Here is a 21,458-nt window from a genome sequence, read left to right as displayed (position 1 = left end):
TACCGACGGCGCCGCCCCTCGCCCGCGCCGGGCCGCCGTGGAAGCATAGGGACCATGACCGATCGCGCAGGCACCCCCGCTCAGCCCTCCGACCTCATCGACGTGGATGCCCTCCGCCGGGCGTACTACGAGCTCAAGCCGGATGTCAGCATCCCGGAGCAGCGTGTCGTCTTCGGCACCTCGGGTCACCGCGGCAGCTCGCTGAACACCGCCTTCAACGAGGACCACATCCTCGCGACCACGCAGGCGATCGTGGAGTATCGCAACGCGCAGGGCATCACCGGCCCGCTGTTCCTCGGGGCCGACACGCACCTCCTGAGCGAGTTCGCCACGACGACCGCGCTGGCCGTGCTCGTCGCCAACGAGGTGCGCGTGCTCGTGGACGAGTTCGACGACTGGGTGCCCACTCCCGCGCTCTCGCACGCGATCATCAAATACAACCGCGAGGAGCACGGAGACCAGGCCGACGGCATCGTCGTGACCCCGAGCCACAACCCGCCGTCCGACGGCGGCTTCAAGTACAACCCGCCGCACGGCGGCCCGGCCGACACCGACGCCACGAAGTGGATCGCCGAGCGCGCCAACGAGATCATCGCCGACGGTCTGAAGGATGTGCGCCAGGCCGAGCCGAGCGGCGTCGAGACCTACGACTTCCGGGGCAACTACGTCGCCGACCTCGAGAACATCATCGACGTGAAGGCGATCAAGGACTCCGGCATCCGCATCGGCGCCGACCCGCTGGGCGGCGCGAGCGTCAACTACTGGCAGGCCATCGCCGAGCGCTACGACCTCGACCTGACCGTGGTGAACCCCGACGTCGACCCGACCTGGAGCTTCATGACGCTCGACTGGGACGGCAAGATCCGGATGGACCCGTCGAGCCCCTCCGCCATGGCCTCGGTGGTCGCCCGCCGCGCCGACTACGACATCCTCACCGGCAACGACGCCGACGCCGACCGGCACGGCATCGTCACGCCCGACGGCGGCCTGATGAACCCGAACCACTACCTCGCCGTCGCGATCGACTACCTGTTCCGCACCCGCACAGGGTGGCGGAAGGATGCCGCGGTCGGCAAGACGCTCGTCTCGTCGTCGATCATCGACCGGGTGGCGGAGTCGCTGGGCCGGCGCCTGTGGGAGGTGCCGGTCGGCTTCAAGTGGTTCGTGCCCGGCCTGATCGACGGCTCGGTCGGCTTCGGCGGCGAGGAGAGCGCCGGCGCGAGCTTCCTGCGCTTCGACGGCTCGGTCTGGACGACGGACAAGGACGGCATCCTGCTCGCCCTCCTCGCCAGCGAGATCCGCGCGGTCACGGGCAAGTCGCCCTCCGAGCTCTACCGCGAGCTCACCGAGCGCTTCGGCGACCCGGTCTACCAGCGCGTCGACGCGCCGGCCTCCCCCGCCGAGAAGGCGGCCCTCGGCAAGCTCGACGGCGACGCGATCGCCGCGACGGAGCTGGCGGGCGAGCCGATCACGGCGAAGCTGAGCCGCGCCCCCGGCAACGACGCCCCGCTCGGCGGCGTGAAGGTGCAGACCGAGAAGGCCTGGTTCGCCGCACGCCCCAGCGGCACCGAGAACGTCTACAAGATCTACGCCGAGTCGTTCGCGGGCGAGGAGAACCTGCGCGAGGTGCAGGAGGAGGCCCGTCGCATCGTCGGCGACGCGCTGAAGGGCGCCTAGCCCGCCTCCACCGCCAGCGTCCAGCGGTTGCCGGACGCCAGGGGCTCGTGCTCGAACCGGTCGACCAGCAGGCCGACGAGCGCGAGCCCTCGCCCGCTCTCGGCGAGGTCGTCCTCCGGCAGGGCGGCGGCGTCGAGGTCGACGGCGGCGGGAGGCGCATCGTCGGTGACGACCGCCTCCAGGCCCCTCGGGGTCGCCACGATCCGCAGCTCGACGGTGACCGGCGGGCGGTCGGGGCTGTGCTGGACGACGTTCGTCACGACCTCCACCACCGCCAGTTCGAACGCCGACCGTGTCTGCTCGGGGAGGTCGGGGCGCTCGTCGCCGAGCCGCTCGAACATGCTGTGCACGCGCTCGATGGTGGCCAGGTCGGCCGGTGCGACGAAGGAGGCCGAGAACGGCTCACTCACGGTAGGCGTCGTCCGGTCCGGCGTACACGCGGAGGATGCGGTCGAGCCGGGTCAGCGCGAGCACGCTCGACACCTGCTCGCCCGCGCCGCTGAGCCGCAGGTCGCCTCCGGCCGTCCGCGCGGTCTTGAGCCCGCTGACCAGCGCGCCGAGGCCGGAGGAGTCGATGAAGTCGACGCCGGAGAGGTCGACGGCGACGCGCGCGCTGCCCTCCTCCACGACCCGCTGCACCTCGCGCCGCATCGCCGGCGCGGTCACGACGTTCAGCCGGCCGTCGGCGCTCAGCACGGCGACGCCGTCAGGGCGGATGGTGGTGGAGATGTTCATCGCTGTCCTTCCTCGGCGGTGGCGGTGGCCTCTGCGGTCGCCGGCCCGCGGTACAGCGCGGCGCGGAGGATGACGCTCAGCACCACGACATCGTAGGCGACCCACACGGTGTTCACGAGGGTGCCCACGCCGTCGGCCGTTCCGGCGATCACCCGGATGATGCCGACGATCGTGGCGATCACCAGCACGGCCATCGCGGTCAGCTGCGGCCAGATCTGTCGCCACGGGATGGGAGCGCGCCCGCTCTCCCTGGTCTTGGGGGTGACGACGAAGCCGAGCGGGCGGCCGAACCATACGTTCGCGGCGGCGGTCCAGCAGGCGCGGATCCACAGCGGGAACAGCGCCAGGGCGTACTGCTGGCCGCGCCAGGTCTTCACCCCGTGCGCCGCCACGAGGAACATGAGCTGGCTCAGCACGAAGTACGGGATGAACCGGGCGAAGAAGTCCACGCTCCAGGCGGTCACCGGCATCACACCCGCGAGCAGGTAGATCGCCGGGGCGGCCAGGTAGATCACCGCGGCGAACCCGGAGAGGTAGCTCCACATCGTCGCGAAGTACATCAGCCGCTGGCCGGCCGAGAGCCCGCGCTTGGCGAGCGGGTTGTCCTTGAGCATCACCTGGAGGGTGCCCTGCGCCCACCGCAGCCGCTGCTTGAGCAGCGTGCCCAGGTCCTCCGGCGCGAGGCCGTACGCGAGCGTCTCGTGGTGGTACACGCTCCGCCAGCCGTTGGAGTGCAGCTGCATGGCCGTCGCCATGTCCTCTGTGACCGAGATGGTCGCCATCGGCATCACCGGCTGCGCCTCGTCCGGGCGGTCCACAGCGACGGCGGCCAGGATGCTCTGCACCGACTCGATCGCGCCGAGCGGCGACCACTCGCGGTCGGCGAGCCTGTCCAGCGCCTCCTCGTCGACGACGAACGCGGCGAGCTCGGCGTCGCGCTCGAGCGGCAGCGTCGCGATCGCCGCGAGGTCCTCCTGCATGGCGACGAGGTCGCGGTCGACCGCGGTACGGGAGACGCGGTCGACGTCCTGCTGCAGCCGATAGGTCACCTCGCCGACGCTCTGCCCCTCCGCGAGCCGCGCCGACGCCTCGGCGACCCGGACGCGCACCTCCCGGATCAGCTCGGCGGTCGCGGGGTCGTGCCGGGCCTCGCGGGCGGCTCTGGCGAGCACCCGGTCGGAGGCGCGCAGTGCCGTGCGCACGGTGCGCTCGACATCCCGCACGTAGCCGACGATGCCGAGTTGCATCAGCGCCTCGCGGCGCAGCACGGCGTTCGAGCCGCAGAAGAAGGCGGCGTTCCAGCCGTCCTTGCCCTGCTGGATCGGTCCGTAGAACAGGGGCGCCTGGTTGCCGAGCGGGTCGGCCTCGTCCACGTTGACGAAGAACTGCGGCGTCTGCACGAGGGCCACCTCGGGGTCCGCGAAGTAACCGAGCGTGCGGTCGAGGATCTCCGGCTCCGGGATCTGGTCGGCATCGAGGATGAGCAGGAACTCGCCCTCGGTCGCGAAGAGCGCGTTGTTGAGGTTGCCGGCCTTGGCGTGGCGCGGCTTGTCCCTCCAGTCCTCCGTGCGGGTGACGTAGCCGATGCCCGCCCGCTCGGCCGCCGCGCGCATCTCCGGCCGGGCTCCGTCGTCGAGGATCCAGGTGCTGTGCGGGTAGCGGATGTGCTGGGCGGCGGCGGCAGTCGTCATCACGAGCTCGACCGGCTCGTCGTAGGTCGTGATGAAGACGTCGGCGGTCCCCTCCGGCGGGGCGTCCGGACCGGTCCGCACCTTCAGCCGCCACATCGTGAGGGCGAAGAAGAACGTGTCGATCACGCTGTACGTCTCGGCGACCACGAGCGGCACCGCGATCCACCAGGCGTCCCAGTTGATGGAGGCCAGCCAGCGCCAGACGACGTAGTTCACGCCTGCGAGCACGGCGAGCAGCGCGACGATCCGCAGCAGGGCGCGCCTCACCGGGCGCTCCGGCGCACGACCACGGCGGTGATGTCGTCGATGGGGACGCCGGCGAGCGCCGCACCCGCGATCCGGGTGGCGGCTCCGGCCGCGGTCGCCGAGCTCCGCACGATCGCCTCGAGCCGCGACAGCGCCCGATCGCCGCCCAGGGCGTCGAGCACGCCGTCGCTCACGCAGACGAGCACGTCCCCCTCCGCCATCGTCAGCTCCTGCGGCACGAACGGGTCGGGAGACGGCACGCCGAGCGGGAGCGAGCCGGCGTCGATCCGGTCGAACGGGCCGCGGTCGTGCACCACGAACGCGAGGCCGTGCCCGGCGTCGACGTACTGCACGCGGCCCTCGGCGCCGAAACGGGCGTGGAAGAGCGTCACGAAGGTCGAGAGCTGGTCCAGGTCCTCCTCGACCAGCCGGGAGGCTGCCGTCACGGCCTCCTGCAGGTCGCCGGACCCCATCGTGCTGCGCAGGGCCGTCCGGACGGACGCGGCGACGATCGCGGCCGCCATGCCCTTGCCCATGACATCGCCCATGGTCAGGCAGAACCCGGCGTCGTCGACGTCGTACCAGTCGTAGAAGTCGCCGGCCACTCCGCGCGACGGCTCGCACACCGCGGCGACGTCGTAGCCGGGAGCGGCCGGCTTGCGCCGCGGCAGCAGTCCCTTCTGGGCGATGGAGGCGCGGTCGAGCTCCTCGTCGCGGTCCAGCTCGGCCTGCACCAGGTCGGCGAGGTCGCGCAGCACCCGCGCCTGGGCCGGGGTCAGCGTGCGCGGCTGCGTGTCGAGCACGCACAGGGTCCCGACGGCCTCACCGCCCGGCGCGTGGAGGGGCTCCCCGGCGTAGAAGCGCAGGTGCGGGTCGCCGACGACGAAGGGGTTGTCGCTGAACCGCGCGTCGGACGCCGCGTCGTCGACGATCAGGGCGGCGTCCTGCCGCGCGGTGAGGTCGCAGAAGGCGCCCTCACGCGGCGCCACATCGGTGAGCCCCACGTGCGACTTGCGCCACTGCCGCTCGCCGTCGAGCAGCGTCACGCTCACCATGGGGACGTCGAACAGCACCTGCGCCATGCGGGTGATGCGGTCGAAGCGCTCCTCGCGCGGAGTCCCGACGATCCCGAGTCCGGTCAGCGCACGCTGCCGTCGTGACTCCGTCTGCTGCGCCGCCTCCATCTTCAAGACCATGCCTTCACTGTACGGGCGGGCACGCCCGCTCGCAGTCGGCAGAACCGCGGACGTGTTATCCGTATTCGGTCCGGCGAAGGCGACTACCGGTACTCGGTCCCTCCGGGCACGGAGAAGAACTCCTCGAGCGTCGTCACACCCGTCCGGTGCAGCTCGGCGGCCAGCGCCTCCCCGACGAACCGGAAATGCCACGGCTCGAAGGTGAAGCCGGTCACCGCGACCTTGTCGGCCGGGTAGCGCAGCAGGAAGCCGAAGCGCCAGGCGTTGGCGGCCAGCCATTCCCCCTGCGGCGTCTGCCCGAAGCAGGCGTCGAGCGAGCAGCGCGCCGGCACGGCGCTGATGTCGACGGCGAGCCCGGTCTGGTGCTCGCTGTGCCCGGGTCGCGCGGTGTCGGTGTCGGCGTACACCTGGCCGTGCTGCGCGACGTCCTCGTCGTAGACGCGCGTCTGCGAGTCGAACGAGCGGTAGGCGCTCTGCACGGAGAAGTCGAGTCCGGCCTCCCGCTTCCCCGCCTGGAACATCGCGACCAGCGCGGTGGCCACGCCCTGCCGCATCGGCTGGCGGTTCACGTACGTCACGTCGGGGTAGACGAGGTCGCCCGGCGCGAAGTCGAGGGGCGAGAGGGCGCGCGACTTGTTCACGACGACCCACGGGCTCGCCGCATCGTCGACGGAGTGGGCGGTCTTGTCGAACGCGGGAGGCCCGGCCGGGGTCGGCGTCGCCGGGACGGTCGGCGTCGGGCGCGGGGTCGCGGTGGCGGTCGGCGGCGGCGTGCGGCGGGGAGTGGGGGTCGCCGACGGCGTGGCAGACGCGGCCGCGCGCTGCGGCTCCCCCGGCCACGGCTCGTGCCCCGCCGCAGACGCGCCCGCGCTGCAGCCGCTCAGCACGGCGCCGAGCAGGAGCAGCAGGGCTGCCGCCGGCACGGACGTCGAACGCTTCGCCCGCCGACGGGCCTCCCCCGAGATCACGGCACGAGCTTATCGGGAGGCGCGACCCTCCCGACGCCGCTGCGTGCCCCTACTTCGAGAGGCTCCAGAAGTGGCCGATGCCGCCCGGGTGGTCGACGGTGATCGCCTCGTCGAGGTCGCGGTAATCGCTGTCCTCGTTGTGGCCGACCATCTTGATCTTGATCTGGCCGCCCACGTTCTCGACCGCGGACACGATCTGCACGTGGTCGAGCGAGTCGTTGTCGTTCCAGTCGAACATGACGATGTCGCCGACCTTGATCTTGTCGCGCTGGTCGAACGAGTACTCGGTCAGCCCGAGCTGCGCCGCGTTGGCCCGGAAGTAGGCGTCCATCGACGGCACGTAGCCCCACGCCGGACTCCAGTCGGCGGCGGCGTCGTGGTTGTACCAGTCGTCGTTCATCTGCCAGCCGCGCGCGAGCAGGGTCTGGCTGACGAAGTTGGCGCAGTCTCCGCCGACGGGGTTGAGGTCGCCCCACTCGGAGCTGTTGTAGTTCTTCCAGTACGTCATGGCGTACGCGAGCTGCTTGTCGACGTCGGACTGCACCGTGTACTCGTACGTCTTGCCGTTCGTCGGCACCGCGGTGCCGTCCTTGTCGGTGACGGTGATCGGCACGGCGCCTGCCTGGAAGCTCTGCGCCGCGGGGACGACCGCCACGACCTTGTCCGCGGTGGCCTGGGTCACGGTGGCGGGCTGGGAGCCGATCTGGATGCTGCCGACCTTCTGCAGGTTGGTGCCCGTGATCGTCACGGTTCCGCCGGAGACGCTGCCGGTCGCGGGCTCGATGGCGGCGACGGCGGTGGACTCGGGAGTGGACTGCGCGGCCGCGACGGCCTTGGTGACCGGCGACGGCTCCCCCGCGCATCCGGTGAAGAGAAGCGCGGCGGCAGCACTGACGGAGGCTGCGGCGAGGACGCGGGAACGGGTACGTGTGAGAGAACTCATATGCCTTTTGGGTCGATTCGGAGGGTGCAGGAATCGGGTGTCGGCCACGGTACTCCTCCCACCTTTGCGACACCTGGACGGGGGGCGCGACACCCGACGCTTCCGCGGAATCGCGTGCGAAGAACGCACATCCAGGCGGGCGTCCGCGCCCCCGTTCGCCCGTGGCGAACCGCCCACCAGGGGCTCATGAAGCCGTTGCTGCAAGACTCGCACCGGGTGTAACTTTGCACTCTCCGCAAAATATCTTTTCGCGACCCTCACACCGGTGTGACGCCCGAGCACCCGGGCGTCCCCGCCCTCTCGACCCGGAGTTCGATGTCCACCGCAAACCCCTCGGCGAACGCCGCGCCCCAGCCGATCATGACGCACCGGCAGATCCTCTTCGTGATCTTCGGGCTCATGGCCGGCATGTTCCTCTCCGCCCTCGACCAGACCGTCGTCGGCACCGCGATCCGCACCATCGGCGACGACCTCCACGGCCTGAGCCAGCAGGCGTGGGTCACGACCGGCTACCTCATCGTCTCCACCATCTCGACGCCGATCTACGGCAAGCTCTCCGACATCTTCGGCCGGCGGCCGCTGTTCATCATCGCGATCGTGATCTTCGTGATCGGCTCGACGCTGGCGGTCTTCTCCACGTCGATGATCGAGCTGGCCGTGTTCCGCGCCATCCAGGGTCTCGGCGCCGGCGGCCTGATGTCCATGCCGCTCGCCATCATGGGCGACATGCTCGCCCCGCGCGAGCGCGCCAAGTACCAGGGCTACTTCCTCGCCGTGTTCGGCATCTCGAGCCTGGTCGGCCCGCTCGTCGGCGGACTGTTCGCGGGCGCGGACCAGATCCTGTGGATCACCGGTTGGCGCTGGGTGTTCCTGATCAACGTGCCGATCGGCATCGGCGCGCTGTTCATGGTGCTGCGCTTCCTGCACCTGCCCAAGCACACGCCCGGGTCGGTCCGGATCGACTGGTGGGGTGCCACAGCGGTGATCGTCGCGCTCGCGCCGCTGCTCCTGATCGCCGAGCAGGGCCGCGAGTGGGGCTGGGACAGCGTCGGCGCCTACGCCTGCTACATCATCGGCGGCGTCGGCATCATCGCCTTCATCTTCATCGAGATGGCGATGAAGGACGACGCGTTGATCCCGCTCAAGCTCTTCCGGTCGGCGACCTTCTCGATGGCGACCATCATCGGCGTGTTCGTGGGCTTCGGGATGTTCGGCGCCATGCTGACCCTCCCGCTGTACCTGCAGCTCGTGCTCGGATCGACGCCGACCGAGAGCGGGCTCCAGCTCCTCCCGATGATCCTCGGCCTGATGATCTCCTCCATCGCGAGCGGCCAGATCATCGCGCGCACCGGCCGCTACCGCCAGTTCCCGATCATCGGTACGGCGCTGCTCTCCGGCGGGTTCTTCTACCTGACCTTCCTCAAGTACGACAGCTCGTACTGGTTCATCGCGGGCGCCATGCTGCTGATCGGCCTGGGCCTCGGCCAGCTGATGCAGACCCTCACGATCGCCAGCCAGAACTCCGTCGGCCTGCGGGACATGGGCGTCGCCACCAGCGCCTCCACGTTCTTCCGCCAGATCGGTGGAACGCTCGGCACCGCCGTGCTGCTCTCCCTGCTGTTCACGGTCTTCCCGTCGAACCTGGCGAACTCGCTGACCAAGCAGGAGACGCTGACGAGCGCGCTCGACGCGGCGCTCACGCCGAGCGTGGCCGAGGCCCCCGAGAACGCGCAGATCATGAAGCTCGCGTACAACAAGTTCGTCGACCCGATCAAGGCGCAGCTCCCCCCGGGCACGGATCTCTCGAACGAGGCCGTGCGCTCCCAGGTCGTGGAGACCACGGTCGCGCGGATCGAGGCGAACCCGACCACGGGCGCCGACTCGGCCACGGCCGCCGGCGACTCGAGCCTCAACGACACCTCGTTCCTGAACGGTGCCGATCCGCGGCTCACCAAGCCGTTCCTCGAGGGCTTCAACGCGTCGGCAGTGACGGTCTACTGGGTCGCGCTGATCGTCGTGCTCCTCGCGTTCATCCTGACGCTGTTCTTCAAGGCGCCGCCGCTGCGGGCGAAGTCCGCGCTGCAGGAGGCGGCCGACGACCGTGCGGAGGCCCAGGCGCAGGGGGAGCGTGAGCGCGTCACCGCCGCGTCGGTCCTGGCGTCCGCCGCAGACGACGATGACGCCGAGCTCGACACCGGCATCATCGCCCGCCGGGCCGCGGACGACTTCGGCGCCCTCATCGAGCCGGGGGCGGACACCGCGTCGACCCGGGCTCAGCGCCCGCGTCCCGCGACCGACTAGGCCGCCCGAGCGTCACATGGAGGCCGCCGTCCCGTCCGGGGCGGCGGCCTCCATCGTTCCTGTACGCCGACTGTACGGTTCTGATATTCCGGATGCTACATTGGGTACGCCGCCGTCACCCGCCGCGGCCACCGATCCCACCTCCGGAGGACCCGTGCCGGACCGCACCCGCGTACCCGATCGCACCCGCCGCATCGACCGTGACCGAACGGCCGACCGCACCCGCCTGGCCCAGCTGCCCCTGCCCGCGGCCTGGATCCCCCTCGCCGCCAACGGCATCCTGCTCGTGCTCCTCATGGGCGCTGCCGTCACGCTCGCACCAGGCATCACGGAGTGGGAGGCCGGCGTCGTGTCCGGCCTCGACGCAGTGCACAGCCCCACGCTCGACGCGGCGGCCCTCGCGATCGCGTTCGCCTTCTCCCCGCCCGTCGCGACGCTGCTCCTCCTCGGCGTCGTCGCCGCCCAGTTGTTCGTGCGCCGGGCGCCGGTCAATGCCATCGCATTCGCCCTGGTGACCGGCGCGGGCTGGGTGGCGGTCCAGCCGCTGACACTCCTGTTCTCCCGCCCGCGCCCCTACGCGGCCACGATGGACGAGGCGATCGCCTCGCACCTCCGCGACGACAGCTTCCCGAGCGGCCACACCGCCGTCGCGACCGCCCTCGTCATCGGCTGCGCCGTGCTCGCGAGGCGACGTCGCACCGCCGTGATCGGCGTCGGCGCCCTCGTCGTGCTGATCGTGGGTGCCTCCCGCCTCTACGCGGGAGCGCACTATCCGAGCGACGTGCTGGCCGGCGCGGTCCTGGCCGCCAGCGCCTGCCTGGGCGCCGCCGGCCTCTGGAACGCGATCGGGATGCCGGTGCTGCGGAGGCTGCGCGTCCTGAGCGCGTTCGGGCCGGTCCCCGCTCCGCAGACCGGCCCGCGCCAGCACAGACAGACCTTCGTGAGCCCCCGAGCCTCCCACTGACCCGATCCGCGGAAACTCGGCAATGAGAGCGCGATCATTTTGTTCTTGACACGGACGCCCTGACCGTTTTACAGTCGTGCTCGACGCGTGAGAGCGCTCTCACAGCTTGCCGTATGAGAGCGCTCCCACGCACTCACCGGACCCAAGCACGACACACGCACAAGGGAGTGACCCGTGAAGCTTTCACGACGCACCACGGCTGCCGCAGCCATCGCCGGCGCGGCCGCCATCGCCCTTCTCGCCTCCGGCTGTTCCTCGAACGGCAACGGCGGCGGAAGCAGCTCGGACCCGATCACGCTGACCGTCACGACGTTCGGCACGATGGGCTTCGACAAGCTCTACTCGCAGTACGAGAAGGAGCACCCCAACGTCAAGATCAAGGCCACCAACATCGACACGGGCGACAACGCGCTCACCGACTGGCAGACGAAGCAGGCCGCCGGCAGCGGCCTCCCCGACGTCCAGGCGGTCGAGGAGGGCTGGCTCAGCAAGGTCATGCAGGTCAGCGACCAGTTCAACGACCTGAAGGACTACGGCGCCGACAAGATCAAGGACCGCTGGGTCGACTGGAAGCTGAAGCAGGCCACCGACAAGGACGGCCGGATCATCGGCTACGGCACCGACATCGGACCCGAGGGCCTCTGCTACAACGGCAAGCTCTTCGCCGCGGCCGGCCTGCCGAGCGACCGCGAAGAGGTCGCCAAGCTGTTCGGCGGCGAGAACGCCACCTGGGACGACTTCTTCAAGGTCGGCGAGCAGTACCACGCCGCCACCGGCAAGCCCTGGTACGACCAGTCCGGCTTCATCTGGAACGCCATGGTGAACCAGCAGGAGGAGGGCTACTACACCAAGGACGGCAAGCTCAACATCGAGGACAACGCCGACCTCAAGGCGCTGTGGAGCAAGCTGGCCGCCGGCGCCAAGGCGGGCCTGACCTCCAACCAGACCCAGTGGGACTGGGGCAAGGGCAAGGCGTTCACCGACGGCTCGTTCGCGACCTTCGTCTGCCCGGGCTGGATGCTCGGCGTGGTGAAGGGCCAGGTCGAGGCGGGCGGCGGAGACGCGGCCACCGGCTGGGACTTCGCCAACGTGTTCCCGGGCGGCGCCGCCAACTGGGGCGGCTCGTTCCTGACCGTGCCGAAGCAGTCGAAGCACCCGAAGGAGGCGGCCGAGCTCGCCGCGTGGCTGACCACCGCGAAGTCGCAGGTCGAGACCTTCCAGGCCGCCGGCACCTTCCCGTCGGTCACCGAGGCCCAGACCGACGCCGGCGTCACCGGTGAGAGCGATCTGACGAAGTTCTTCAACAACGCGCCCATCGGCCAGATCCTTGGGCTCCGCGCGAAGGGCGTCGTCGCCCAGTACAAGGGCCCGGACGACTCCGTCATCCAGTCCCAGGTGTTCGGCCCGTCGGTCCAGGAGCTCGACTCCGGCAAGGCGGACGGCGACCAGGCGTGGAACAACGCCATGAAGCTGCTCGACCAGCTGGTCGTCAACAAGTAACCCGCATCCATACCCGGGCCCCCGCTGCCGACACGCGGCGGGGGCCCGCACCACGGGAGAACCGCCATGACCACCACCGCCACCAGGGACGCCGCCGCCGCCGCTCCCGATGCCGCCCGGAACGACCGGCAGGCCAGCCGGGCGCTCACCTTCAAGCAGCGCCTCAGCCGCTTGGACGTGAAGGCGTCCCCGTACTTCTACGTCGCCCCGTTCTTCATCCTGTTCGGACTGGTCGGGCTCTTCCCGCTGATCTACACGTTCGTCGTGTCGCTCAACAAGTGGAACCTCCTGACCGGCCCCGGCGAGTGGGTCGGCCTCGGCAACTACGTCGCCGAGCTGCAGGACCCCTTCTTCTGGAACTCGCTGTTCAACACCGTCAGCATCTTCCTGCTGTCGGCCATCCCGCAGCTGATCGCTGCCGTGTTCATCGCGGCGATCCTCGACCAGAACCTGCGGGCAAAGACCTTCTGGCGCATGAGCGTGCTGCTCCCCTACGTCGTCACCCCGGTCGCCGTGACGCTCATCTTCTCCAGCGCCTTCGACGAGAAGTACGGCCTGATCAACAACCTGCTGCAGGCGATCGGGCTCGACCCCGTGATGTGGAAGACGCAGACCTTCCCGTCGCACGTCGCCATCGCGACCATGGTCAACTGGCGCTGGACCGGTTACAACGCCCTGATCCTGCTGGCCGCCATGCAGGCGGTCCCGCGCGACATCCACGAGTCCGCCGCGCTCGACGGCGCCGGCTCGTTCCGCCGGTTCTTCTCGATCACGCTGCCGAGCATCCGCCCGACCATGATCTTCGTGATCATCACGGCGACCATCGGCGGCCTCCAGATCTTCACGGAGCCGAAGCTGTTCAACCCGTCGAGCGCGGTGCCGGGAGGCCCGCAGCGGCAGTACCAGACCACGGTGCTCTACCTGTGGGACATGGCGTTCAACCGGCAGAACTTCGGCAAGGCGTCGGCGATCGCGTGGATGCTGTTCCTGCTGATCGTGCTCTTCGGCGTCCTCAACTTCCTGATCTCGCGGCGCATCGCCTCCACCGAGGCGCGCGTCCACCGCCGGCGCACCGCCAAGCGGCTCGCCCGCAGCCGCGCCGCCTCCGCATCCGAACCGCAGCCCGAGGCCCAGCCCGAAGCGCAGACCGCCGAGGGCGCCCGCATCCTGGCCGCCTCCAGCGAGGAGCAGATCCGATGACCGCCACCACCTCCACCCGCGCCGCGGCGACCCGCGCCCCCAAGCGCAAGGCGCTCGGGATCGACCGCCGTCCCGGCTTCCTGACCTACGGCCTCCTGCTCGCGGTCTTCATCGGCGGCGCCTACCCGCTGTGGTGGTCGTTCGTCGCCGGCTCGAGCAACAGCACCGTGCTGACCTCCACCTGGCCGCCGCTGCTGCCGGGCGGACAGTTCTGGACGAATGTCGGCGAAGTGCTCGGCACCGTCCCGTTCTGGCTCGCGCTGGGCAACTCGATCATCGTCGCCAGCGTGATCACCCTCTCGGTCGTCGCGTTCTCGACCCTCGCCGGGTACGCGTTCGCCAAGCTGCGCTTCCGCGGCCGCGAGGGCCTGATGGTCTTCGTCATCGCGACGCTCGCGGTGCCGACGCAGCTGGGCATCATCCCGTTGTTCATGGTGATGAAGCAGTTCGGCTGGACGGGCACGCTCGGCGCGGTCATCGTGCCGACCCTGGTGACCGCCTTCGGCGTGTTCTTCATGCGGCAGTACCTGGTCGACGTCATCCCCGAGGAGCTGATCGAGGCCGCGCGCGTCGACGGCGCCAACATGATCCGCACCTTCTGGCACGTCGGCGTCCCCGCCGCCCGCCCGGCGATGGCGATCCTCGGCCTGTTCACCTTCATGACGGCGTGGACCGACTACCTGTGGCCGCTGCTCGTGGCTCCGCAGAACCCGACCCTGCAGGTGGCGCTGAGCCAGCTGCAGTCGGCCAAGTACGTCGACTACTCGATCGTGCTCGCCGGCGCGGTGCTCGCCACCATCCCCCTGCTGATCCTCTTCGTGCTCGCCGGCCGGCAGCTGGTCTCCGGCATCATGGCGGGCGCGGTGAAAGGTTGAGAATGACGAACGACCGCTGGCCCGCCGGCTTCCTGTGGGGGTCGGCCACTGCGGCCGCACAGATCGAGGGCGCCGCGCACGAGGACGGCAAGGAGGACTCGATCTGGGACGCCTTCGCCCGCGTCCCGAACGCGATCGCCGGCGGGGACACCCCCGAGACGGCCGTCGACCACTACCACCGGATGCCGCAGGACGTCGCCCTGATGCGCGACCTCGGCCTCCAGTCGTACCGCTTCTCGACCTCGTGGGCGCGCGTCAAGCCGGGCGACCGCGCGGTCAACCGGGCGGGACTCGACTTCTACAGCCGCCTGGTCGACGAACTGCTCGGCGCCGGCATCCTGCCCTGGCTGACCCTGTACCACTGGGATCTGCCGCAGGCGCTGGAGGAGCGGGGAGGCTGGACGAACCGCGACACCGCGTACCGGTTCCGCGACTACGCCCTGGCCGTCCACGACGCCCTCGGCGACCGGGTCACGCACTGGACGACCTTCAACGAGCCGCTGTGCTCCTCCCTCATCGGCTACGCCGGCGGCGAGCACGCGCCGGGCCGCACCGAGGCGCGCGCGGGACTCGCCGCCCTGCACCACCAGCACCTCGCGCACGGGCTCGCGGTGCGTGCGCTGCGGGAGGCCTCGGGCGGCGCGCGCGGCCCGGCCGGCTCGCCGCTGCGCCTGGGCATCACGCTGAACCTCACCACGGCCGTCCCGAACGATCCGGCCGACCCGGTGGACCTCGACGCCGCGCGGCGCATCGACGGGCTGTGGAACCGCATGTTCCTCGAGCCGCTGCTGCTCGGCGCCTACCCGGACGACGTGCTGGAGGACGTGCGCGAGCACCGCTTCGAGGAGTTCGTGCACGATGGCGACCTCGAGGTGATCGCGCAACCGATCGACTTCCTCGGCGTGAACCACTATCACGACGACAACGTCAGCGGGCACCCGCTGCCGGCCGACGCGCCCGCCGGGCTGCAGCCGACCGACCGGCCGAAGGCGTCTCCCTTCCCCGGCAGCGAGTTCGTCACCTTCCCGTCGCGCGGCCGGCCGACCACGGCGATGGGCTGGGAGGTGAACCCCGACGGGCTGCGCGACCTGCTGGTGCGGCTCTCTCGCGAGTACCCGAGCCTCCCTCCGCTCTACATCACCGAGAACGGTTCGGCCTACGACGACGTCGTGGACGACGACGGCCGCATCCGCGACATCGAGCGCGAGGCGTACCTGCGGGAGCACGTCGCCGCGGTGCAGGAGGCGATCTCACAGGGCGCCGACGTGCGCGGATACTTCGTCTGGTCGCTGCTCGACAACTTCGAGTGGGCGTGGGGGTACGCGAAGCGGTTCGGCATCGTGCACGTGGACTACGAGAGCCAGCGGCGCACGGTCAAGGACTCCGGCGCGGCCTACGCCCGCCTGATCGCCGCGGCGCGCACCACCGAGTCCGACCGCTCCGCACCGGCGCCCGTCTAGCATGGACGCACGAAAGGGGGCCGCATGACCACCGAGCAGACCGAGAGCCGCCCCGTCCCGACCCTGGAGGCCGTGGCGGCTCGGGCGGGCGTCTCGCGCGCCACGGTCTCGCGTGTGGTCAACGGCTCTCCCAAGGTCACGGCGGAGGTCGTCGCCGCCGTGACCCGGGCCATCGCCGACCTCAACTACGTGCCCAACCGGGCGGCCCGCTCGCTCGCGTCGCGCCGCACGCAGGTGATCGCGCTGGTGGTGCCCGAGTCGACGGCCAAGGTCTTCGCCGACCCGTTCTTCGCCTCCATCGTCCAGGGCGTCGCCCTGAGCCTCGCCGACACCGAGTACACGCTCAACATGGTCATCTCGTCGGAGACGAACCCCGACAAGACCCGGCGCTACCTCATGGGCGGCAACGTCGACGGGGCGCTCGTCGTCTCGCACCACTCGGGCGACCACTCGTACCAGCAGCTCGGCGCGAGCCTGCCGATCGTGTTCGGCGGCCGACCGGTCAGCGACGCCGCGGCGGACTCGTACTTCGTCGACGTGGACAACATCGCCGGCTCGGCCGGGGCCGCGGCCCACCTGATCGAACGCGGTCGCCGCAACCTCGCACTGATCACCGGCCCGCAGGACATGCCGGCCGGCCTCGACCGCTACACCGGCTGGAAGCGCACGCTCGACGAGCACGGGATCGACGCCACCCTGGTGGAGTACGGCGACTTCTCCCCCCGCTCCGGGATGGAGGCCATGCGCCGGCTGCTCGCGCGCGGCCGCCCGATCGACGGCCTGTTCGCCGGGAACGACCAGATGGCGGCGGGAGCGTACTCGGTCATCCACGAGGCGGGGCTCAGCATCCCGGGCGACATCGCCGTGGTCGGCTTCGACGACGACACCTTCGGTCTCACGGCGACGCCCCCCATGACCACCGTGCACCAGCCATCGATCGGGCTCGGCGAGGCCATGGCCCGCGTGCTCGTGCGCCGCCTGGCCGGCGAGCCGGTCGAGCGCGTGACGCTGCTGCCGACGGAGCTGGTGGTCCGGCAGAGCTCGTAGGCGGGGGCGGCGGCGGCGCGGAGAGATGTCGCAGAATCCTTCCGACTCCGGAAGTATTGTGCGACAATAGCTCGTAATGGTTCCGACGCCGGAAGGATTATGCGCATGGCAGAGGCGACCGTCGCCGAGATCGCCCACCGTCTCGGCGTCAGCGACCGTCGCGTCCGCATGCTGCTCGAGGACGGCGCCATCACCGGTCGCAAGCTCAGCTCCGGCGACTGGCTCGCCGACAACGACTCCGTCATCCGCTGGCAACACCGTCGGAAGGCCTCGGGCAGGAACCTCGACCAGGTGACCGCCTGGGCCATCCTCTACGAGCTCTCCGGCGTGAGGGCCGCGAACTTGCTGTCTCGATCCACGTTCGCCAGGGCCCGGACGAAAATACGGCTGAGCAACGCCGCCGACCTCGCACTGTCCGTCGCAGCCAGAACGACAGCGCATCGATTCCGTGCCGCGAACGCTGTGAAAGCTCAGGCGGACCTCATCCCCACCGGCCGGGCCGCCTCCGACCTCATCGGCAGCGACCTCCTCGCCGACACCCGCAGGGTCGCCGGGTACGTTCCCGCCGGCACCACCGTCGCCGAGTACGCCCGCACCCACTTCATGGTCGAGGATCCGACCGGAGCCGACGTGTTGTACGAGAACACCGCACCCGGCGACGGGTACACGGAGCCGCTGCCCGCCGTCGTCGCCGCCGACCTCGCCCTGTCCACGGACACGCGAGAGCGCAGCGCCGGCCTCGACGCCCTCGAGGAGATGAAGGGCGCATGGCTGCTCTCACGCACCAGCTGAACCTCGGCGACGACGACCAGCTCGCCGCATGGAAAACCGTCATCGCCCTGTCCGAAGTGATGGATACCAGGGAGCTCACCATTGTCGGCGGACTCATGGTCTACCTCCACGCGACCCGCGGCGGTCTGACCATGCCGCGGTCCACCGACGACGCGGACTTCCTCGTCAACGCGATGGTGCACCGCGGCGGCCTCACCGACTTCGCAGTGGCGGTCGGCAAGCTCGGGTTCCAGCTGAAAGACGACGAACAGTTCGCCTACCGATTCGTCCACACGGACGGCCGGAAGATCGACGCGATGGTCCCCGACCACCTCCCGAGCCGGATCAACATCCGCCTCCAGAGGAAGCCAGCGCTGATCGTACCCGCCGGCCAGCAGGCGATCGACCGTCGTGACGAGTACCAGCTGAGCTTCAACTCCGGCGCGAACGTCACAGTCGGTGTCCCCGATGAGATCGGCGCGCTCGTCGCCAAAGGTGCAGCGTACCTCATCGACCAGCGCAACCCCGGCCGGCACCTCGACGACGCTGCGACGCTCCTTGCATCGATCACGGACGCCTCCGAGCTGGACTACTCCCGGTCCTCGAAGAACGATCGGGCACGGCTGCGCACCATTCGCGACCACATCGCCGACGAGACCGCAGCACCGTGGGTGAACCTCGACGCGGCAGCACGGGCGCAAGGCCGGATGAACCTGGAACTGGTGATGACCGCTATGGACGTGCGCTAGAAACGGCATACCGCCGATTTGCCACTCCACCTGCGCGCATCTGTGTAACGCCTCAGAAACATGATCGGCCGTTGCGCGAAACAGCGATTCCCTAACGTCGGTCATGTCGATGGAGCCGCTTCTCAGCCGCCGGCGCTCCCCCGGGCCCGGCACTGGACCGTTCGCAGGTCGTGCTCCCCCGGCGCCTCGAGTCTCTCTTCCTCCCGCTGACGGCGGACGCATCGGCGACCCCCTTCGCCCGCTCCAGAGGAAGGCACCATCCGATGCATCACACCCCCCGGCGCCTCGTGCGCCTCCTCGCGCTCACGGCGGCGGCGCTCGCCGGCGCAGGACTCGCTGCCGGAGCCGCGGCTCCGGCCTTCGCGGCTCCCGCCGTCGCCCGCGTCACGGTCTCTGCCCCGGCGACCGTCACCGCCGGCGACGAGTTCGACGTCACCGTGACGCTGGCGGGCGCCGCCGACGTCTTCGGCTACGAGTCCGTGCTCGCCTTCGACCCGACCGTCGCGGGTTACGTCGACGGCAGCGCGGTCGTGACCGCGGGCGGCTACGACGCCGTCGAGACCGGCACCGACACCGTCGACCTGGTCTACACGCGGCTCGGCACCTCCCCCTCCCTCTCCGGCGACATCGCGTTCACGCTGACGTTCTCCGCGAAGGCGGCGGGCTCGACGGCGTTCGCCGTCCGGTCGCTGTCGCTGGTCGACCCGGCCTCGGCCGTGACCCCGCTCGCGGACGCGGCGACCAGCCCCGCCGTGAGCGTCACGCCAGCGGCGACGCCTCCGACGCCTCCGGCGCCCACGCCCACGCCCACCCCGACGGCCGGCGCCCCGGCGCCCGGCGGATCCGGTGACGGCGGCGGGACCGACCCCGCAGGGACCGGCGACCCGGTGACCGCGTCGCAGGACGACCTCGCCTCCACCGGCTCCGACCTCACGCTGTACGTGATCGCTGCGGGCGTGCTCGTCGCCCTGGGCACCCTCGCCGCCCTGATCACGTTCCGCCGCCGCGAGGGAGAAGCCCGATGACCCGCCGACCGAACCCGAGGAGCGCCACCGCCATGCCCAGCACCGCCTCCCGCCGCACCGCCTCCCGCCGCACCGCCGCCCGCCGCGCCACGACCGTGACCGGGGCCGCCGCAGCGCTGGCCGCCCTCGTCGCCACCGGCGCCGTCGTCGCACCGGCGTCCGCTGCTCCGTCGGCCGCCGCCGCAGCCGCGGCCCCGTCCGGCGCGTTCCTCGCGCCGTACTACACGGCCCTCGACCTCACCGGCGACGAGCAGGTGACGAGGGCCGACCTCGACGTGCTGACCGACCACCTCGGAGACACCACCGCCTCCGCCGGCTGGTCCTCGGTCGCCGCGGCCGACACCGACGCGGACGGCGTCATCACCGTCAAGGACGTCGTCGGCCTCTCGCAGCGCATGATCTACGACGACGGCCCCTTCCAGCTGGTGGAGGCTTCCGCCCTCGACATGCAGGCCGCCATGAACGCCGGCGTCACCACGTCGGTGAAGATCACGCAGGAGTACCTCGACCGCATCTCCGCCCTCGACCGTGCCGTGGTCGACCCGGCGGCCGGCGGCCGCGCGCTCAACTCGATCATCTCGACCAACAAGCAGGCGCTCACGATCGCCGCGAAGGCCGACGCCACGCGCGCCGAGAAGGGCATGACGAGCATGCTGCTCGGCGTCCCGATCGCGGTCAAGGACAACTACGACACCGCCGACATGCCGACCACCGGCGGCTGCGGCTGCTGGGACGGCAACCAGACCAGCGACGACGCGGCGATGGTGAAGGGCCTCCGCTCGGCCGGAGCCGTCATCCTCGCCAAGGCCAGCTTGGACGAGTTCGCGTACGGGTTCGTCTCGGAGTTCTCGTCGTTCCAGGACCCGGGCAAGACCCTCCTCGTCGCCAGCCCGCTCAACACCACCAAGACGGCCGGTGGCTCCAGCGGCGGCACGGGCGCGGCCATCGCGGCGAACCTGGCCGGGATCGGGTTCGGGACGGACACGGGAGGCTCCATCCGCGTCCCGTCGACGTACAACTCCCTCGTCGGCATCCGCCCGACGGTCGGCCTGGCCAGTCGCGACGGCATCATCCCGCTCGCGCTCAGCCAGGACACCGGCGGCCCGATCGCCCGCAGCGTCACCGACGCGGCCGTCGCCCTCGACGCGGTCACCGGCGTGGACGCGGCCGACCCGATCACCGCGGAGCAGACGGGTCACGTCCCCACCTCCTACACCGCGGCGCTCGACCCCACCGCACTGAAGGGCACGCGGATCGGCATCGTCACCTCCATGCTCGGCAGCAACGCCACCGTCACCCGGCTGTGGGCGAACGCCAAGGCGACGCTGGAGGCGCAGGGCGCGACGGTGGTCGAGATCACGAGCGTGCCTGCCGCGTTCACGGCCACCCTCAACGAGGGCAGCGGCAGCACGAACGAGTTCAAGCACGACCTGAACATCTACGTCCAGAACCACCTCGCACCGGAGGTCGGCGCCCGGTCGATCACCGACATCCTCGCGAGCGGCCGCAACGTCACCTCGCGCAACAGCATCTACACCTCGCGCAACAACGTGACCGACGCCCAGTACCAGGCGTGGGCGGGCCCGACCGGCACGCACACCACGGCGATCGCCACCGGCAACGCGACGGTGACGCAGCTGATGAATGACAACACGCTGGACTCGCTGGTGTACCCGAGCGGCTCGCCGTACAGCACCATCGGCACCAACATGCGCCTCAGCCCCAACACGGGGATGCCGGCGATCACGGTCCCGATGGGCCAGGCCCTCGCCTCCGACGGCACCAACCCGATCGTCGGCGCCAACGTCAACCTCGAGTTCCTCGGGCGCGACTACGACGAGAGCGGCATCATCGGCCTGGCGTACGCCTTCGAGCAGGCGACCCACGCCCGCGCGACCGCACCGCTGTACGGACCGCTGAAGTAGCCTCCCGGCTCCTCCGCACCGCCAGGCCGGCGTTCGACACACGAACGCCGGCCTGGCAATCCTCTCGGCGCTCTCGCCGTGACCCCCGAAAGGGGTCACACTGGTCAGGCACCCTCCGGTTGACGTGAAGGCTCGACTGGCAATCGAATCTTTGCCCCTTCCGGACCGACCAGAGAGGGCACCAC

General features: G+C 70.5%; 18 protein-coding genes. 12 read left to right on the top strand and 6 right to left on the bottom strand.

All coding sequences use genetic code 11. The features are described from left to right. Window positions 1-54 precede the first annotated feature (54 nt). A complete protein-coding gene (gene pgm, locus P5G50_RS04830) occupies window positions 55-1,677 on the top strand; it encodes a phosphoglucomutase (alpha-D-glucose-1,6-bisphosphate-dependent) (RefSeq protein ID WP_301210179.1) in 1,623 nt (540 codons plus the stop codon). Here pgm and P5G50_RS04825 read toward each other — a convergent pair. The 6 genes from P5G50_RS04825 to P5G50_RS04800 form a co-directional block, all read right to left on the bottom strand. Then, on the bottom strand, window positions 1,674-2,087 hold the full coding sequence (locus P5G50_RS04825) for an ATP-binding protein (protein WP_301210178.1): 414 nt from the start codon (window positions 2,085-2,087) through the stop codon (window positions 1,674-1,676). The genes pgm and P5G50_RS04825 overlap by 4 nt on opposite strands. Next, window positions 2,080-2,412 carry an STAS domain-containing protein gene (locus tag P5G50_RS04820; protein WP_301210177.1) on the bottom strand — a complete coding sequence of 111 codons (333 nt, stop codon included), beginning with the start codon at window positions 2,410-2,412 and terminating at the stop codon, window positions 2,080-2,082. Before P5G50_RS04820 ends, P5G50_RS04825 begins: the two co-directional genes overlap by 8 nt. Next, window positions 2,409-4,370, bottom strand: a complete 1,962-nt coding sequence (locus P5G50_RS04815) for a glycosyltransferase family 2 protein (protein ID WP_301210176.1) — start codon at window positions 4,368-4,370, stop codon at window positions 2,409-2,411. Before P5G50_RS04815 ends, P5G50_RS04820 begins: the two co-directional genes overlap by 4 nt. Next, window positions 4,367-5,545, bottom strand: a complete 1,179-nt coding sequence (locus tag P5G50_RS04810) for a PP2C family protein-serine/threonine phosphatase (RefSeq protein WP_301210174.1) — start codon at window positions 5,543-5,545, stop codon at window positions 4,367-4,369. Before P5G50_RS04810 ends, P5G50_RS04815 begins: the two co-directional genes overlap by 4 nt. A gap of 83 nt (window positions 5,546-5,628) precedes the next feature. Next, the gene (locus P5G50_RS04805; protein ID WP_301210172.1) at window positions 5,629-6,468 is read right to left on the bottom strand and encodes a M15 family metallopeptidase; all 840 of its coding nucleotides are present in this window, start codon (window positions 6,466-6,468) and stop codon (window positions 5,629-5,631) included. A 94-nt stretch (window positions 6,469-6,562) separates the two neighbouring features. After that, the gene (locus tag P5G50_RS04800) at window positions 6,563-7,456 is read right to left on the bottom strand and encodes an amidase domain-containing protein (protein WP_301210171.1); all 894 of its coding nucleotides are present in this window, start codon (window positions 7,454-7,456) and stop codon (window positions 6,563-6,565) included. Window positions 7,457-7,771: 315 nt separating this feature from the next. Between P5G50_RS04800 and P5G50_RS04795 the strand changes: the two genes are divergently transcribed. The 11 genes from P5G50_RS04795 to P5G50_RS04745 all read left to right on the top strand — a co-directional run bounded on the left by P5G50_RS04795 (window position 7,772) and on the right by P5G50_RS04745 (window position 21,273). Continuing rightward, the gene (locus P5G50_RS04795) at window positions 7,772-9,757 is read left to right on the top strand and encodes an MDR family MFS transporter (protein WP_301210170.1); all 1,986 of its coding nucleotides are present in this window, start codon (window positions 7,772-7,774) and stop codon (window positions 9,755-9,757) included. A 154-nt stretch (window positions 9,758-9,911) separates the two neighbouring features. Then, window positions 9,912-10,721, top strand: coding sequence for a phosphatase PAP2 family protein (locus P5G50_RS04790; protein ID WP_301210168.1), 810 nt, complete (start codon window positions 9,912-9,914; stop codon window positions 10,719-10,721). A 174-nt stretch (window positions 10,722-10,895) separates the two neighbouring features. Further along, window positions 10,896-12,221 (top strand): ABC transporter substrate-binding protein, encoded by a 1,326-nt coding sequence (locus tag P5G50_RS04785; protein WP_301210166.1) that lies wholly within the window; start codon window positions 10,896-10,898, stop codon window positions 12,219-12,221. Window positions 12,222-12,287: 66 nt separating this feature from the next. Further along, complete coding sequence (locus tag P5G50_RS04780; RefSeq protein WP_301210164.1) at window positions 12,288-13,421, top strand: carbohydrate ABC transporter permease; 1,134 nt, start codon at window positions 12,288-12,290, stop codon at window positions 13,419-13,421. After that, window positions 13,418-14,296, top strand: a complete 879-nt coding sequence (locus P5G50_RS04775; RefSeq protein ID WP_301210162.1) for a carbohydrate ABC transporter permease — start codon at window positions 13,418-13,420, stop codon at window positions 14,294-14,296. Before P5G50_RS04780 ends, P5G50_RS04775 begins: the two co-directional genes overlap by 4 nt. Window positions 14,297-14,298: 2 nt before the next feature. Further along, on the top strand, window positions 14,299-15,756 hold the full coding sequence (locus tag P5G50_RS04770) for a GH1 family beta-glucosidase (protein WP_301210161.1): 1,458 nt from the start codon (window positions 14,299-14,301) through the stop codon (window positions 15,754-15,756). A 24-nt stretch (window positions 15,757-15,780) separates the two neighbouring features. After that, on the top strand, window positions 15,781-16,803 hold the full coding sequence (locus P5G50_RS04765; RefSeq protein ID WP_301210159.1) for a LacI family DNA-binding transcriptional regulator: 1,023 nt from the start codon (window positions 15,781-15,783) through the stop codon (window positions 16,801-16,803). A 105-nt stretch (window positions 16,804-16,908) separates the two neighbouring features. Then, the gene (locus tag P5G50_RS04760) at window positions 16,909-17,595 is read left to right on the top strand and encodes a hypothetical protein (RefSeq protein ID WP_301210158.1); all 687 of its coding nucleotides are present in this window, start codon (window positions 16,909-16,911) and stop codon (window positions 17,593-17,595) included. After that, window positions 17,571-18,323: a hypothetical protein gene (locus P5G50_RS04755; protein WP_301210157.1), complete on the top strand. Its 753-nt coding sequence runs from the start codon at window positions 17,571-17,573 to the stop codon at window positions 18,321-18,323. Before P5G50_RS04760 ends, P5G50_RS04755 begins: the two co-directional genes overlap by 25 nt. 263 nt (window positions 18,324-18,586) lie before the next feature. Continuing rightward, window positions 18,587-19,348 (top strand): cohesin domain-containing protein, encoded by a 762-nt coding sequence (locus P5G50_RS04750; RefSeq protein ID WP_301210155.1) that lies wholly within the window; start codon window positions 18,587-18,589, stop codon window positions 19,346-19,348. 32 nt (window positions 19,349-19,380) lie between these two features. Next, window positions 19,381-21,273, top strand: coding sequence for an amidase family protein (locus P5G50_RS04745; protein ID WP_301210153.1), 1,893 nt, complete (start codon window positions 19,381-19,383; stop codon window positions 21,271-21,273). The last annotated feature ends 185 nt before the right edge of the window (window positions 21,274-21,458 follow it).

Origin of the sequence: Leifsonia williamsii (assembly GCF_030433685.1) — a bacterium.
GTDB classification, from domain to species: Bacteria; Actinomycetota; Actinomycetes; order Actinomycetales; family Microbacteriaceae; genus Leifsonia; species Leifsonia williamsii.
The sequence above is the reverse complement of the archived record's forward strand: the minus strand, read 5'-3'. Positions and strand labels throughout refer to the sequence as shown.

What these genes read in the sequence shown, in the direction of transcription:
- pgm (WP_301210179.1), top strand. Translation starts at nt 55, where the DNA reads ATGACCGATCGCGCAGGCACCCCCGCTCAGCCCTCCGACCTCATCGAC.
- P5G50_RS04820 (WP_301210177.1), bottom strand. Translation starts at nt 2,412, where the DNA reads ATGAACATCTCCACCACCATCCGCCCTGACGGCGTCGCCGTGCTGAGC.
- P5G50_RS04810 (WP_301210174.1), bottom strand. Translation starts at nt 5,545, where the DNA reads ATGGTCTTGAAGATGGAGGCGGCGCAGCAGACGGAGTCACGACGGCAG.
- P5G50_RS04800 (WP_301210171.1), bottom strand. Translation starts at nt 7,456, where the DNA reads ATGAGTTCTCTCACACGTACCCGTTCCCGCGTCCTCGCCGCAGCCTCC.
- P5G50_RS04795 (WP_301210170.1), top strand. Translation starts at nt 7,772, where the DNA reads ATGTCCACCGCAAACCCCTCGGCGAACGCCGCGCCCCAGCCGATCATG.
- P5G50_RS04780 (WP_301210164.1), top strand. Translation starts at nt 12,288, where the DNA reads ATGACCACCACCGCCACCAGGGACGCCGCCGCCGCCGCTCCCGATGCC.
- P5G50_RS04775 (WP_301210162.1), top strand. Translation starts at nt 13,418, where the DNA reads ATGACCGCCACCACCTCCACCCGCGCCGCGGCGACCCGCGCCCCCAAG.
- P5G50_RS04770 (WP_301210161.1), top strand. Translation starts at nt 14,299, where the DNA reads ATGACGAACGACCGCTGGCCCGCCGGCTTCCTGTGGGGGTCGGCCACT.
- P5G50_RS04765 (WP_301210159.1), top strand. Translation starts at nt 15,781, where the DNA reads ATGACCACCGAGCAGACCGAGAGCCGCCCCGTCCCGACCCTGGAGGCC.
- P5G50_RS04760 (WP_301210158.1), top strand. Translation starts at nt 16,909, where the DNA reads ATGGCAGAGGCGACCGTCGCCGAGATCGCCCACCGTCTCGGCGTCAGC.
- P5G50_RS04755 (WP_301210157.1), top strand. Translation starts at nt 17,571, where the DNA reads ATGGCTGCTCTCACGCACCAGCTGAACCTCGGCGACGACGACCAGCTC.
- P5G50_RS04750 (WP_301210155.1), top strand. Translation starts at nt 18,587, where the DNA reads ATGCATCACACCCCCCGGCGCCTCGTGCGCCTCCTCGCGCTCACGGCG.
- P5G50_RS04745 (WP_301210153.1), top strand. Translation starts at nt 19,381, where the DNA reads ATGCCCAGCACCGCCTCCCGCCGCACCGCCTCCCGCCGCACCGCCGCC.